The 13,373-nt window shown below is 64.2% G+C and carries 14 protein-coding genes; 6 read left to right on the top strand and 8 right to left on the bottom strand.

Features of this window, described 5'->3' with window-relative positions; translation table 11 throughout:
* Window positions 1–54: 54 nt before the first annotated feature.
* Both H928_RS30745 and H928_RS0109295 read right to left on the bottom strand, forming a co-directional pair.
* A complete protein-coding gene (locus H928_RS30745; RefSeq protein WP_021026244.1) occupies window positions 55–216 on the bottom strand; it encodes a DUF1328 domain-containing protein in 162 nt (53 codons plus the stop codon).
* Between the two features lie 262 nt (window positions 217–478).
* Window positions 479–1,816 carry a CHASE3 domain-containing protein gene (locus H928_RS0109295; protein ID WP_027010752.1) on the bottom strand — a complete coding sequence of 446 codons (1,338 nt, stop codon included), beginning with the start codon at window positions 1,814–1,816 and terminating at the stop codon, window positions 479–481.
* Between the two features lie 109 nt (window positions 1,817–1,925).
* Between H928_RS0109295 and H928_RS0109290 the strand changes: the two genes are divergently transcribed.
* A complete protein-coding gene (locus H928_RS0109290; RefSeq protein WP_021026242.1) occupies window positions 1,926–2,558 on the top strand; it encodes a response regulator transcription factor in 633 nt (210 codons plus the stop codon).
* Window positions 2,559–2,635: 77 nt separating this feature from the next.
* Here H928_RS0109290 and H928_RS0109285 read toward each other — a convergent pair whose 3' ends face one another.
* The 4 genes from H928_RS0109285 to gpmA form a co-directional block, all read right to left on the bottom strand.
* The gene (locus H928_RS0109285; protein ID WP_021026241.1) at window positions 2,636–3,022 is read right to left on the bottom strand and encodes a response regulator; all 387 of its coding nucleotides are present in this window, start codon (window positions 3,020–3,022) and stop codon (window positions 2,636–2,638) included.
* Between the two features lie 265 nt (window positions 3,023–3,287).
* Window positions 3,288–4,043 carry a HesA/MoeB/ThiF family protein gene (locus H928_RS0109280; RefSeq protein WP_021026240.1) on the bottom strand — a complete coding sequence of 252 codons (756 nt, stop codon included), beginning with the start codon at window positions 4,041–4,043 and terminating at the stop codon, window positions 3,288–3,290.
* Between the two features lie 90 nt (window positions 4,044–4,133).
* Entirely contained in the window at window positions 4,134–5,648 is a 1,515-nt protein-coding gene (locus tag H928_RS26920) for a S41 family peptidase (RefSeq protein WP_021026239.1), read from the bottom strand.
* 333 nt (window positions 5,649–5,981) lie between these two features.
* Window positions 5,982–6,722: a 2,3-diphosphoglycerate-dependent phosphoglycerate mutase gene (gene gpmA, locus H928_RS0109270; RefSeq protein WP_021026238.1), complete on the bottom strand. Its 741-nt coding sequence runs from the start codon at window positions 6,720–6,722 to the stop codon at window positions 5,982–5,984.
* 248 nt (window positions 6,723–6,970) lie between these two features.
* On the opposite strand from gpmA, the gene H928_RS0109265 reads away from it, so the two are divergent.
* The 4 genes from H928_RS0109265 to H928_RS0109250 all read left to right on the top strand — a co-directional run bounded on the left by H928_RS0109265 (window position 6,971) and on the right by H928_RS0109250 (window position 9,461).
* Window positions 6,971–7,378, top strand: a complete 408-nt coding sequence (locus tag H928_RS0109265; protein WP_021026237.1) for a rhodanese-like domain-containing protein — start codon at window positions 6,971–6,973, stop codon at window positions 7,376–7,378.
* Window positions 7,379–7,466: 88 nt separating this feature from the next.
* Entirely contained in the window at window positions 7,467–7,724 is a 258-nt protein-coding gene (gene grxC, locus H928_RS0109260) for a glutaredoxin 3 (RefSeq protein WP_021026236.1), read from the top strand.
* Between the two features lie 154 nt (window positions 7,725–7,878).
* Window positions 7,879–8,340, top strand: a complete 462-nt coding sequence (secB, locus tag H928_RS0109255; RefSeq protein WP_021026235.1) for a protein-export chaperone SecB — start codon at window positions 7,879–7,881, stop codon at window positions 8,338–8,340.
* A 119-nt stretch (window positions 8,341–8,459) separates the two neighbouring features.
* Complete coding sequence (locus H928_RS0109250) at window positions 8,460–9,461, top strand: NAD(P)H-dependent glycerol-3-phosphate dehydrogenase (RefSeq protein WP_021026234.1); 1,002 nt, start codon at window positions 8,460–8,462, stop codon at window positions 9,459–9,461.
* Here H928_RS0109250 and H928_RS0109245 read toward each other — a convergent pair whose 3' ends face one another.
* Both H928_RS0109245 and H928_RS0109240 read right to left on the bottom strand, forming a co-directional pair.
* Entirely contained in the window at window positions 9,462–10,352 is an 891-nt protein-coding gene (locus H928_RS0109245; protein ID WP_021026233.1) for an NAD(P)-dependent oxidoreductase, read from the bottom strand. It abuts the gene before it with no gap.
* Between the two features lie 127 nt (window positions 10,353–10,479).
* A complete protein-coding gene (locus H928_RS0109240) occupies window positions 10,480–11,766 on the bottom strand; it encodes a hydroxymethylglutaryl-CoA reductase, degradative (RefSeq protein WP_021026232.1) in 1,287 nt (428 codons plus the stop codon).
* Between the two features lie 144 nt (window positions 11,767–11,910).
* Between H928_RS0109240 and H928_RS0109235 the strand changes: the two genes are divergently transcribed.
* Window positions 11,911–13,320, top strand: coding sequence for a PLP-dependent aminotransferase family protein (locus H928_RS0109235; RefSeq protein WP_021026231.1), 1,410 nt, complete (start codon window positions 11,911–11,913; stop codon window positions 13,318–13,320).
* Window positions 13,321–13,373 lie beyond the last annotated feature (53 nt).

Below are 13,373 nucleotides of genomic sequence, written 5' to 3'. Positions count from 1 at the left end.
CGTACCAGATAAATGTATCGTGTGGTGAGCACAGGTTCAAGGGTTGTCAAAGTGCTACTTCTTCAACAATCCCATCAGGAACGATGCGACAGCCAGCACGATAAAAATCACAAACAGGATCTTGGCAATGCCGACCGCACTGGCCGCGATACCACCGAAGCCGAAGACGGCCGCAATCAGTGCAATGACCAGGAAGACAACAGCGTAATGCAGCATATTTTTCTCCTCATGTTGTTTGCTGTGCAAGAAGGTGCGAGCAATGACTGCATTCTGGCCGCTGCCCGCATGCAGCCTTGCCAGTAGGTGCGAAGAACAGGTGTAGGACAGCTCCCGCGATGCGCTGATGCGCAGGGGCTGAGGCGCTGTTTGACAGGCGCGCAGCAAGCGCAGCGCGCGAAGTTTTGCGCGCTGCCTGGGGTGCTGCTGTGCGGGAGGGGAGGGGTGGGCAGAGAGGCTGCAGAGCGCAGCCTGCGCCCCCTTAGTTCTGCGGCAGATTGGCCGAGATGGTGGTGCCTTGCTGCGGGGCAGAGGCGATGTGCAGCCGCCCGCCGCTCGCCTCAATGCGGTGGCGCATGCCGGCCAGGCCGTGCGAGTTCGGATGGGCCTGGCTGGGGTTGAAGCCGACGCCGTCATCGCGCACCTGCACGAACACATGCTTGGGGTGGCTTTGCAGGCTGATGAGCACATTGCGCGCCTGCGCGTACTTGCCGATATTGGTGAGCGACTCCTGGATCAGGCGGTAGATGCTCAGCTGCATCGCCTCGGGCACATTGATCTGCTCCAGACTCAGCTCGACGGCCACATTGCTGCTTTCGGAAAACTCCTTGGCCAGGATCTCCAGCGAGGCCGTCAGGCCCAGGTTGGACAGCGACGAGGGGCGCAGGTTTTCGATGATGCGGCGCTTGAGCGCGATGCCGCTGTTGAGCGTCTCGATCAGGTGCTTGATGCGCTCTTGCACATCGGGCGCTGCCATGTCGATCTTGGATTTGAGGCGCGCCACATCGAGCTTGGCCGTGGTCAGCAAGGCGCCCAGCTCGTCGTGCAATTCGCGCGCCAGGTGGGCGCGTTCGTCTTCGCGCACCTGCTGCAAGTGGGTGGCCAGCTCGCCCAAGGTGGCGGTGCGCTGGCGCACCTGCTTTTCGAGCTGGTCGCGCTCGTCTTCCAGCATGCGCTGCTCGCGCAGCATGAGGCCAGTGAGGCGGTTGGACTGGCGCAGGTAGAGATAGAACGCGAGCAGGCCCACGATGCTGACGATGGCAATGCCCAGGCGCGCGAGGGTCAGGGACTTGAGAATCTCGGCCTCGTTGTGCATGCGCCGCTCGTTGCTGTGGATCACCAGCTCGTTGCTGAGCCTGCGCATGTTCTCCATCGTGGCCTTGGCTTCCGGGCTTTTGACGAGGAAACGCCAGGCCTCATCGAGGCCCTGGCGGCGCAGTGCAATGCTGGTGTCCATCTGGCTCAGGCGCTTGGCCACTTCACGGCCGAGCATCGACGAGGTCTGCAGGTCTTCGGGGAAGACGCTGTAGATGGCACGCAGCTCATCGACGGCGTTGTTGACGTTGGTGCAGGCCTGCTGGTAGGCCGACAGATTGCTGTCCTCGCCGCTCAGCAGATAGCCGCGCGCATGGGTTTCCGCATCCACGACCTGCTGCATCAGCTTGTCCAAGGTGGTGCGGGTCTGGTAGGTGACCGTTAGGTTCTGCAGCGAATCGTGCGAGCGGTAGTAACCAGCTTCGTTGATGCCGATCAGCACGGCAGCGGCCAAAAAGGCGGCTGGCAAACTGATGGCCCATTTGCGCAAGCGAGACCAACGCATGGAGCTTCCTTTTTTGATGGTATTTGGTTTATGCGAGTGATAATAGAGCAAACTTCGGGCAGCGCCTGCATTGGGCCGGTGCTGCAGTTTGCGCTGCATGAGGGGATATATGATTAAAGTTGGTATCGTCGATGACCACGCGATTGTGCGCTCGGGCCTCAAGCAATTTCTGGCCGAGCATGTCGACCTGCGCGTCGTGGGGGAGGCGGCCAACGGCCGTGAAGCCATTGACCTGGTGCGCAAGGAAGAGATCGACGTGCTGATCATGGACCTGTCCATGCCCGGCCAAAGCGGCATCGATGCGCTGGCCATGCTGCGTGCCAAGGCGCCCGATATGGGCATTCTGATCCTGAGCGGCTACCCCGAGGCCCACTACGCGATCAACCTGATCCGCCAGGGCGCCAGCGGCTACCTGAACAAGGAATGCGACCCGTCCGAGATTGTCGAGGCGCTGCGCACCATCTCGCTGGGCAAGCGCTACCTGACGCCGGCCGTGGCCGATCTGCTGGCCCAGCAGCTGCACCGCAAGGAAGACGCTCCGCCGCACGAGCAGCTCTCGGAGCGCGAATTTCAGGTGTTCCTGAAGCTGGCCAAGGGCGAGACGGCCGGCAATATCGCTGACCAGCTGTCGCTGAGCGTCAAGACCGTGAGCACCTACCGCACGCGTTTGATGGAGAAGATGGGCCTGGCATCGAACAGCGACCTGACCTACTACGCGCTGAAAAATGGTTTGATCGACTGAGCGCGCGAACCTCTGCAAAACCAGCGGCCTACCCGGGCCGCTTTTTTGTGGTTGCCTGCGGGGCAACATGGGGGCGCTCACTGCAGCTGTGATGTGCGCTCCACGCAGTAGTCGATCAGCGCGTCGATGTCTTCTGACTTGTCGAACACCCGGTTGGCGCCCAGCTGGGCGCAGCGCTCGCGCATGCTGGGCGTGGCGTAGTTGCTGAGAATGACCAGATGCTGGTGCGGCGCGCGTTCCTGGAGCTTTTCCAGCACGCCCAGGCCGCTGCCTTCGAGCAGGAAGATGTCGACCACCGCCAGATCCCAGTCCGTCGAAGGATTGCTGAGCCAGCTGGTAGCGTCAGATTCGGTGCTGGCATGCCCCACGGTTTCCACCTGGGCCAGGTCTTCCAACGTGGCTATCAGGTTGTCGCGGATGGTCTTGTTGTCTTCAACCAGATAAGTTTTCAAACGGCGATGCATATACGGCTACACGGGTGTGTCTTACCGTAACAATGATAGCAACAAGCCATGCGCACGCCATCGGTCTGAAAGGATGGCGTAAGTAGGACAAGACCTCGTAGGCGTATTTTTTATCTATTATTCTATATAAAAAACAAATAACAATGCGCTAAATCAAGAGTGTTGCTGGCCGGTCGTGCTCCATTCCATGTCCGTGAGCTTGAGCATCATCAGCCAGCCGTCGAGGCTGCGGCCAATGCCGGCAATGAGCTTGAGCGCCTCTGTATCAAGCGTGTTGCTGGCCGCAGACGGGGCACTGGGGGTTGCGGCTGATCCGCATCGTGCTCCATTCCATGTCCTTGAGCTCGAGCATCATCAGTCGGCCGTCGAGGCTGCGGCCAATGCCGGCAATGAGCTTGAGCGCCTCTGCAGCCTGCATGGTACCGATGATGCCCACCAAGGGGGCAAATACCCCCATGGTCGAGCAGCTCGCTTCCTCGAACTGTTCCTCGGGTGAGAACAGGCAGGCATAGCAGGCAGCGCCTTCACGGCGCCGGTCAAACACGCTGATCTGGCCATCAAAGCGGATGGCCGCGCCGCTCACCAAGGGCTTGGCCAGCGCCACGCAGGCGGCATTGATGGCCTGGCGCGTGCGGTAGTTGTCGGTGCAGTCCAGCACCACCGTGGCATCGGCCACCAGCGCCTGCAGCCGCTTGGCATCGACGCGTTCCTGCACGGTATGAACCTGTACATGCGGATTGATCGCCTGCAGGCTGGCCGCACAGGAGCTGACCTTGGCCTGGCCCACGCGCTCGGTCGTATGGGCAATCTGGCGCTGCAGATTGGTCAGGTCCACCGTATCGTCATCGACCAGGGTGATGTGGCCCACGCCGGCCGAGGCCAGGTACATCGCAGCCGGGCTGCCCAGGCCGCCTGCGCCAATCACCACCGCATGGGCGGCGAGGATGGCCTCCTGGCCTTCGATGCCGATCTCGTCCAGAAAGATATGGCGGGAGTAGCGCAATAGTTGCTCGTCGTTCATGGGCCTATTGTCGGAAAAAAACAAAGGCCGCAGCAGGAACTCTGCTTGCGGCCTTGTGACGCAGCCTCGAAAAGGCTGGATGCTGGGGCTTTACTTCTTGGGCTCTGTCGCGGGCGGCAGCTTGGTGTCGTCCGTGGTCGACTCTGCGGGCTTGTCGCTGGCGCTGGTCTTTTCCTCGTCCTTTTTCTCGGCAGGGCGCTCGGTCTTGGTCTGGCTGACCTGCACGGGCTCGCCCTTGAGCTGGTGCAAGGCCTGCTGCAGCTGGAAGTCCTTGTCCGAGCCGAACTCGGGCGGACGGCGCTCGGAGGCGGGCTTCTTGCTCTCTTCGTCCAGGCGCTTGAGCGCCGCTTCACGGGCCTTCTCGCGGGCTTCGTCCTTGACTTCGGGGCCTTGACCGCTGGAGAGGTGCTTTTCCAGATCCGCTTCGCGGGTGCGCAGCGCAGCGAACAGATCGCCTTCGGCCGACTCGTCGACCATGATGTCGGGCACGATGCCCTTGGCCTGGATCGACTTGCCGCTTGGCGTGTAGTAGCGCGCCGTGGTCAGCTTGATACCGGTGTCCGGGCCCAGGGGGCGCACGGTCTGCACCGAGCCCTTGCCAAAGGTCTGGGCGCCCATGATGGTGGCGCGCTTGTGGTCCTGCAGTGCGCCCGAGACGATCTCGGAGGCCGATGCCGAGCCTTCGTTGACCAGCACCACCAGCGGAATGTTCTTGATGGCAGCGGGCAGCGACTTGATCGGATCGCTGCCGCGGCGCGCGTAGAACTCGGGCGAGGCGCGGAAGATCGCCTTGCTCTCGGCCAGTTGGCCGTCGGTGGTCACCACGGTCACATTCGGCTGCAGGAACGCGGCCGAGATGGCGACGGCCGCATCCAGGAGGCCACCGGGGTCATTGCGCAGATCCAGCACCAGGCCCTTCAGGTTCGGGTCCTGCTTGTACAGGTCATCGACCTTGCGCACAAAGTCGTCGACGGTGCGTTCCTGGAACTGCGAGACGCGCACCCAGCCGTAGCCCGGCTCGACCATCTTGGCCTTGACGGACTGGGTCTTGATCTCGGTACGGGTGATCGTGACGGGGAAGCTGCGGCTCTCGTCCTTGCGCAGAATCGTCAGCACCACCTTGGTGTTGGGCTCGCCGCGCATGCGCTTGACGGCATCGTTGAGCGACAGGCCCTTGACCGCCGTGTCATCGATCTTGGTGATCAGGTCATTGGTCTTGAGGCCGGCCAGGTCAGCGGGTGAGCCTTCGATGGGCGAGACGATGCGGATCAGGCCGTCTTCCTGGGTGATCTCGATGCCGACACCGACGAACTTGCCGCTGGTGCCTTCCTGAAACTCGCGGAAGGACTTCTTGTCGAAGTACTGCGAGTGGGGATCGAGCCCGGAGACCATGCCGGAGATGGCATCGGTGATCAGCTTTTTGTCATCGGCCGGCTCGACATAGTCGGTCTTGATCAGGCCGAACACGGCCGACAGCTGTTGGATTTCTTCCAGCGGCATGGGGGACATCACGCCCCTTGCGACCGTCTGCAAAGACACAGTGGTGAGCGCGCCGGCGACCACGCCCAGTGAAACCCAACCGGCAATCTTCAATTTTTGGCCCATATGCTCACAACTTTCTATAGCGTGCCAATATACACCCAAGCGCCTGCACTGGTGCAGCGCAGCAGCCGTTTTCGGGTGCTAAGACAAGTATTTACTTTCGGTAGCTGCCCACTGGCGCTGGCATGCGGCGGCGGCTGACAGCGATCGTTTCGGTCTGCCTTCCGGTCCGGGCAGGCACCAGCTCTGGCCGAATGGCGCTGGCTTTTGCCAGGCTGGCGAGGCGCCCCCTGCCTTGTCTATAGCCCGGGACTGCCTGGCTCGGACTCCGGGCGCAGGCAGTAGTTCCCGTTAGGGCTTGCAGGGCCGCCCGTGGGTGGCGGGCAGCCCGTGGTTTTAGGCCTTGCCTTGCGAGGCAACGGCCGCAGCGGCCTTGGCAGCGGCTTCGGCGTCACCCAGGTAGTAGTGGCGCAGTGGCTTCAGGTTGGCGTCCAGCTCATAGACCAGCGGGATGCCGTTGGGGATGTTCAGGTTCACGATGTCGCTGTCGGAGACGCCATCGAGGTACTTGATCAGCGCGCGGATGGAGTTGCCGTGGGCGGCAATCACCACACGCTCGCCGCGCTGGATGGCGGGGGCGATCGCTTCGTTCCAGAAGGGCACAACGCGCTCGACGGTGTCCTTGAGGCATTCGGTCAGCGGCACCTGGTCGGCAGCGCCGGCGTAGCGGCGGTCGGTCTTCTCGCAGCGTGGGTCGCCGGATTCCAGCGCCGGTGGCGGCGTGTCATAGCTGCGGCGCCAGACCAGCACCTGCTCATCGCCAAACTTCTTGGCGGTTTCGGCCTTGTTCAGGCCTTGCAGCGCGCCATAGTGGCGCTCGTTGAGCTGCCAGCACTTTTGCACCGGCAACCAGGTGCGGTCCATCTCGTCCAAGGTGTGCCACAGGGTGCGGATGGCGCGCTTGAGCACGCTGGTATAGGCCACATCGAAGTCATAGCCCTCGGCTTTGAGCAATTGGCCCGCCTGCTTGGCTTGCGCCACGCCGGTGTCGGTCAGGTCCACATCGGTCCAGCCGGTGAAGCGATTTTCCAGGTTCCAGGTCGATTCACCATGGCGAATCAGGACAAGCTTGTACATGCAATCCTCGTGCGATAGTCAAAAATCGGTGCGTGTCGCTGGCGGGAGGCGCTTGGGGCCCGGGGCAGCCCGCCGCATTCACAATGGCGCCGATTGTAGAGGCAGGCTTAAATCCCAGGGCGCTTGCAGAGCTTGCCAAGCGGCGCCTGGTGTGCGTTGGGGGGCTGCTAAAGGCTTTTGCCGCGCAGCGGCATGGTGGCCCTTTTAGAATGTGCGGCTGTTTGAGCATTTTTTGACAAGGGACTTGTGTGAACTTTCTGATCGACAACTGGTATCTGATCGTGCTGGTACTGGGCTCGGGCGCGATGCTGATGATGCCCGCCATGAAGAACATGGGCGGCGGCACGCTCAGCCCCGCCAACGCCGTGGCGCTGATCAACCGCGAAAAAGCCGTGGTGGTGGATGTGTCGGACGCGCAGGAATTCAGCGCCGGCCATATCGCCAATGCCAAGAATGTGCCGCTGGACCAGCTCGAAGCGCAGCTGCCCTCCGTCGTCAAGAACAAGGCCTTGCCGCTGATCCTTGTGTGCGCACAGGGCCAGCGCTCGCAGCGTGCCGTGGCCGTGGCCAAGAAGCTGGGCTACACCAATGTGCAGGCCCTGGCCGGTGGCATGAAGGGCTGGCGCGCTGCCAGCATGCCGCTCAAGAAGGCTTGATTTTTGGGGTTTACGGCCCCAGATACTGGCTTTAGACACCCACTACAGAGCGGCGGCCTCGTGCAGGCCGCCGCCGCAGGACACTCCGATGCAAGCTGTAAAGATGTATACCACCGCCGTCTGCCCCTACTGCATTCGCGCCAAGCAAGTGCTCAAAGCCAAAGGCGTGGAGCAGATTGAAGAAATCCGCATCGACACCGATCCGGCCCAGCGCGCGGTGATGATGGAGACCACCGGCCGCCGCACCGTGCCGCAGATCTTCATTGGTGCGACCCATGTCGGCGGCTGCGATGACCTGATTGCGCTGGACCAGCGCGGTGAGCTGACCCCCTTGCTCCAAGCCTGAGCCGCGCGCTTTCCCCTGAAGGCCAGCGGGCGCCCGGGCTTTTCCTTGCTGACACTTTGCCATTGCATAATGGCAGGCTGCATGCGAGGGGCGCGCACACCGGGCGGCATCGCAGCTGCACTCCATTCCTTTTTCTAGCGAAAGACAGACAACCATGGCGGATCAAGAAAATCCCGTGTTCCAAATTCAACGCGTGTACCTGAAGGACGCATCGCTGGAGCAGCCCAACTCGCCAGCCATCTTGCTGGAGCAAACCCAGCCGAGCGTGGACATCCAGCTGGGCGTGGAAGCCACCCCGGTGGCCGATGGCATTTTCGAAGTGGCGGTGACCGCCACCGTGCAGACCAAGATCGAAGACAAGACCGTGTTCCTGGTGGAAGCCAAGCAAGCCGGTATTTTCGAGATCCGTGGCATCCCTGACGACCAGATGGGTGCCGTGATCGGCGTGGCTTGCCCACAGATCGTCTATCCTTACCTGCGCGGCAACGTGGCCGACATCGTGACCCGCGCCGGCTTCCCGCCTGTGCACCTGGCGGAAATCAACTTCCAAGCCATGTACGAACAGCAACAAGCCCAGGCCAATGGCGCTGGCGCAGGTACCGCACTGGCCCAGTAATCGCTTGCTGCCAACGCAAGGGCCTTGCAGTCTCGGTTGCAAGGCCTTTGTTGTATCTGCTGGGCAAGCAGCTGCAGGCAGCGCCGCCGTTTGAGTTGATGTGAGAAGGGATTGTGGCTATGAAGATCTTGGTGATTGGCGCCGGTGCCTGGGGAACGGCTTTGGCCATGCATGCGGCCGCACGCCACCGCGTGCAGCTGTGGGCGCGCGATGCCCAGCAGGCGGGCCAGCTGCAACCCAGCCGTGAGAACCAGCGCTATTTGCCAGGCATCCGCTTACCCGATGCCTTGGAGGTGACGAGCGGCGATCTGCAGCCCCTGGTGGCCCAGTCTGAGTTGATCGTGCTGGGCACGCCAATGGCAGCGCTGCGCAGTGGCCTCACCATGCTGCGCGACTGCCAGGTGCCGGTGGCCTGGCTCAGCAAGGGTTTTGAAGCCGTGCCGGCCGATGCCGCTGCCGGCAGCCATGGGCTGCTGGGCAACGAGGTCTGCGCCCAGGTGGCGCCGGCGCTGCATGCCGGCGTGCTGAGCGGCCCGAGCTTTGCGCAGGAAGTGGCCCAGCACCAGCCCACCGCCTTGGTGGCCGCCAGCCGCCATGGCGATGTGCGCGATGCGCTGGTGGCGGCCTTCCATGGCGACAACCTGCGCGTCTATGCCAATGAGGACATCAGCGGGGTGGAGGTGGGTGGCGCCGTCAAGAACGTGCTGGCCATTGCCACGGGCCTCTGCGATGGCCTGCACCTGGGGCTGAATGCCCGCGCGGCGCTGGTAACACGCGGCCTGGCCGAGATGACGCGCCTGGGCGTGGCGCTGGGCGCGCAGACCGATACCTTCATGGGGCTGTCGGGCCTGGGCGATCTGGTGCTGACGGCGACCGGCGACCTGTCGCGCAACCGCAAGATCGGCCTCTTGCTGGCGCAGGGCCAGAGCCTGGAGCAGGCGGTGCAGTCACTCGGCCATGTGGCCGAAGGCGTCTACAGCGCCCGCACGGTGCTGCAGCGCGCCCAGAAGCTGGGCGTGGAGATGCCGATCACGGCCGCCGTCGTGGCGTTGCTCGACGGCAGCCTGTCCGCCCCCGATGTGGTGCAGGCGCTGATGGGACGCGAGCCCCGCGCTGAATAATCAGGACTTGGCCAGCAAGCCGATCAAGGCCGGCAGCATGGCATCGCCATGCCGGGCCTGGACCTGGTCCTGCAAGGTGGTCGCAGCCGCATCGGCAATCAGGCTGGGCGCCTGCGCATCATGGGCCATCGTGGCGTAGTAGCTCAAATCCTTGGCGGCGTTGGAGATCGAGAACGCGATGCCCGAGGGGTCATCGGCCAGGATATAGGACTGCAGACGGTCCAGCGCCACACCTGCGCCGCCGCCAGCCGCCAGCACGCTGTGGAAGGCCTGCATGTCCATGCCCTGCTTGCGCGCGCAGGCCGTGGCCTCGGCCAGCAGGCTCATCTGGCCCACGGAGACAAAGTTGTGCAGCAGCTTCATGCGGTGGCCGTCGCCCAGCGCGCCCACATGGGTGACCTGGCTGGTGAAGGTGGCCAGCACCGGTTGCACCTGGGCCAGCACGGCCGCATCACCACCGACCAGCAAATTGAGCTGGCCGTCATGCGCCTGCTTGGAGGTCTTGGTCATCGGCGCATCGATGAACTTGCCGCCCGCAGCCTGCACGGCCTGGGCCATGCGCACGGTCGATGCGGGCACGGCTGTCGAGCAATCGATCACCACGGTGCCGGGGCGCAGCGCCGACAGCAGGCCTTGCTCGCCGGTCAGCACCGCTTCGACCTGGGGCGAGCCGGTCACGCACAAGATCACCACATCGCAGTGGCTGGCCAGCTCGGCCGGGCTTTGGCAGGTGCGTGTGCCCAGGCTCAGCAGCTCGGTCAATGGCTGGTTGCCGGGGTGCTCCAGCACATAGAGTTGAAAGCCTTTGGCGGCGACATTGCGGGCGATGCCGTGGCCCATCAGGCCGACCCCGATCAGGCCGACGACCGGCTGGGCTGTTTGCGATGACATGGAAATCTCCTGGCGATATGCACAAATAAGCAAGGGTTCCCAGCGTACCGCAAGCCCTTTGCGCCAGGCATGCCAGCGGGGCGGCCACAGTCAACTTGGTGACCAGCGGGCCCCCGCTGGATCAGGTTCAGCGCGCGCGCAGCTCGGCCAGTACTTCCAGCGCGCGGTCGGTGCGCACATCGTGCTCGGCGGCCAGGCGCTTGGCGACCTGGTCGACCTCTTCACCCACGGCCCCTGCCACCAGCGCGATGTTGCGGGCATGCAAGGCCATGTGGCCGCGCTGAATGCCCTCGGTCGCCAGCGCCCGCAGCGCGCCCAGATTTTGCGCCAGGCCGACGGCCGCGGCAATCTCGCCCAGCTCCTGGGCCGATTTCACGTCCATGATCTTCAGCGCCAGGCGCGCCAGTGGATGCGTCTTGGTCGCGCCGCCCACCAGGCCCACGGGCATCGGCAGCTCGATGGTGCCGACCAGCGCGCCGCTGCCGTCTTTCTCCCAGGTGGTGAGCGAGGTGTAGCGCCCGTTGCGGCTGGCATAGGCATGGGCGCCGGCCTCTACCGCGCGCCAGTCGTTGCCGGTGGCGACGATGACCGGGTCGATGCCGTTCATGATGCCCTTGTTGTGGGTGGCCGCGCGGTAGGGGTCGATGGCGGCAAAGGTGTAGGCGTCGAGCACGCCTTCGATGATTTCTTCGCCGCTGCGCTCGGCTGTTGCCAGCGTCTTGGGCGTCAGGCGCACGCGGGCGCGGGCCAGGCGCAGATCGGCCAGGTTGGACAGAATGCGCAGCCGCACCGCGCCGCCGGTGATCTGCTCGACCAGCGGCGAGACCGATTCGGCCATGGTGTTGACGGTGTTGGCGCCCATCGCATCGCGCACATCGACGATCAGGTGCATGACCACCATGGGGCCCCGGGTCGAGTCGGGGAAGACATGCACCTCGATGTCCTTGCAGCCGCCGCCCAGGCCAATCAGCACCTTGTCGCGGCTGTTGGCCAGCGCCAGGATCTGTTCGCGCGCCTGGTACAGCGCCAACCGCACGCCATAGGGGTCCTGGATGCCGACAATCTGCACCTGGGCACGCATCAGCGGCTGGGTGCTGGAGGTCTGAAAACCCCCGTCCTCGCGTGCCAGCTTGGCCATGTACGAGGCCGCCGCGATGATCGAGGGCTCCTCGACCGCCAACGGCACCAGCACATCGCGGCCATTGACCTGGAAGTTGCCGGCCACGCCCATCGGCAGCTCAAAGGTGCCGATCACGTTTTCGATCATGCCGTCAGCCACATGCGTGGGCAGGGCCCCTGGCTGGGTCAGCAGCGCGCGGTCTTCGTCGCTCAGCTGGCAGGCCTTGGCGATGACATCCCAGCGCTGGGCGGGGCTGAGGGCGCGGAACTGCGGCAGACGGGAATCGGTGGCCATTGGTGTCTCCTGGTGATTTTTTGAGGAATGCGAAACGCAGGGCCACCAATCTACCTAAACTGTACCCTTCTAGACAGGTACAGTTTGCCGGGACAGTGCTGCTGCATTGCAGCATCGGGGCCTGGCTTTCCCCAAGGAACATCCATGCCACCCGCCTCTGGCCGCAAGGCCTCGATTGCAGAAAACCTGGCCGCGATGCTGGGCCGGCAGATGGCCGATGGCGTGCTGCGCGCGGGTGACAAGCTGCCGTCGCTGCGCGCCTTGGCGCAGCTGCATGGCTATGCCAAGAACACCGTGGTGGCGGCCTTTGAGCTGCTGGTCTCGCGCGGCCTGGTCGAGGCGCGGCGTGGTTCAGGCTTTTATGTGCTGGCCCAGCGCCCGGTGGCAGCGCTGCCTGCGGCCGAAGACAGCGCCCCGCTACAGCGCGCGATGGATGTGGTCTGGCTGATGCGCGAGCAGCTCAAGACCCAGCCCGATGCGCTGGCGCTGGGCGATGGTTTTCCGCCGGTGGATTGGCTGGCCGATATGCGGCTGGACCGCTACCACCACCAAGTGGTGCGCACGGGGCTGGGCGCGCTGTTCCGCTACGGCAGCCGCATGGGCTATGCGCCGTTGCGGGACAGCCTGGTGCGCAAGCTGGGCATGTTTGGCCTGGAGGTGACGCCCCAGCAGCTGCTGCTGACCCAGGGAGCCAACGACGCACTCGACCTGGTCATCCGCCACTGGGTGACGCCGGGCACGACGGTGCTGGTGGACGACCCGGGCTACTACCTGCTGTTTGGCAAGCTCAAGCTCGCCGGTGCCCGCGTGCTGGGCGTGCCGCGCCAGGCCGATGGCCCGGATGTGCAGGCGCTGGAGCGCTTGCTGCAGACTGAGCGCCCGCGCCTCTTCTTTACCCAGTCGCTGGCGCACAACCCCACGGGCTCGGACCTGAGCGCTGCCAAGGCCTGGCGCATCTTGCAGCTGGCGGGCCAGCAGCAGATGCTGATCGTCGAAAACGACCCGTTGGCCGATTTCAAACCGACCTCGGCCACACGCCTGTCGGTGCTGGACCAGCTGGCGCGCACGATCTACATCGGCAGCTTTTCCAAGTCGTTCTCTGCGGCGCTGCGGGTGGGCTTTATCGCCTGTCACCCCGATCTGGCCAGTGACCTCGCCGATCTGCGCAGCCTCATCCATGTGAGTGGTTCGGAGTACTGCGAGCGCATGGTCGATGTGATGCTGCGCGAAGGCCAGTACGAGCGGCACCTGGTGCGCCTGCGCGGGCGCCTGGGCCAGGCCACGGCGCAGGCGCTGGCATGGATGGACCGCCAGGGCTGCGAGGTGTTTGCGCGCAGCGAGCAGTCGCTGTACCTGTGGGCGGCCTTTCCCGGCTGCGAGGATTCCGCGCAACTGGCCGAGCAACTGCGGGCCCGGCAGGTGACGATGGCGCCGGGCCGGGTGTTCAGCCTGGACAGCAGCGCGACCTCGCGCTGGTCACGCTGCAATGTCGGGGCCATGCAGTCGCCGCGCCTGGACGCGGCAATGGCGCCATGGCGCGCGGCCCTGCGCTGATCAGAGGCCCAGCTCCAGCGCCAGCAGCTCTTCGACCGTCTGGCGGCGGCGGA

This window comes from Comamonas sp. B-9 (assembly GCF_000410635.1).
Lineage (GTDB): Bacteria > Pseudomonadota > Gammaproteobacteria > Burkholderiales > Burkholderiaceae_C > Comamonas.
Note: the sequence above shows the minus strand (reverse complement) of the source record. Positions and strands in the feature narration are given on the sequence as shown.

Bases quoted from the DNA above. Each gene is read 5' to 3' on its own strand.
- grxC (WP_021026236.1), top strand. From the start codon at position 7,467: ATGCAAGCTGTAAAGATGTATACCACCGCCGTCTGCCCCTACTGCATT.
- H928_RS0109250 (WP_021026234.1), top strand. From the start codon at position 8,460: ATGAAGATCTTGGTGATTGGCGCCGGTGCCTGGGGAACGGCTTTGGCC.
- H928_RS0109295 (WP_027010752.1), bottom strand. From the start codon at position 1,816: ATGCGTTGGTCTCGCTTGCGCAAATGGGCCATCAGTTTGCCAGCCGCC.
- H928_RS0109235 (WP_021026231.1), top strand. From the start codon at position 11,911: ATGCCACCCGCCTCTGGCCGCAAGGCCTCGATTGCAGAAAACCTGGCC.
- H928_RS0109290 (WP_021026242.1), top strand. From the start codon at position 1,926: ATGATTAAAGTTGGTATCGTCGATGACCACGCGATTGTGCGCTCGGGC.
- H928_RS30745 (WP_021026244.1), bottom strand. From the start codon at position 216: ATGCTGCATTACGCTGTTGTCTTCCTGGTCATTGCACTGATTGCGGCC.
- secB (WP_021026235.1), top strand. From the start codon at position 7,879: ATGGCGGATCAAGAAAATCCCGTGTTCCAAATTCAACGCGTGTACCTG.
- H928_RS0109285 (WP_021026241.1), bottom strand. From the start codon at position 3,022: ATGCATCGCCGTTTGAAAACTTATCTGGTTGAAGACAACAAGACCATC.
- gpmA (WP_021026238.1), bottom strand. From the start codon at position 6,722: ATGTACAAGCTTGTCCTGATTCGCCATGGTGAATCGACCTGGAACCTG.
- H928_RS26920 (WP_021026239.1), bottom strand. From the start codon at position 5,648: ATGGGCCAAAAATTGAAGATTGCCGGTTGGGTTTCACTGGGCGTGGTC.
- H928_RS0109280 (WP_021026240.1), bottom strand. From the start codon at position 4,043: ATGAACGACGAGCAACTATTGCGCTACTCCCGCCATATCTTTCTGGAC.
- H928_RS0109240 (WP_021026232.1), bottom strand. From the start codon at position 11,766: ATGGCCACCGATTCCCGTCTGCCGCAGTTCCGCGCCCTCAGCCCCGCC.
- H928_RS0109245 (WP_021026233.1), bottom strand. From the start codon at position 10,352: ATGTCATCGCAAACAGCCCAGCCGGTCGTCGGCCTGATCGGGGTCGGC.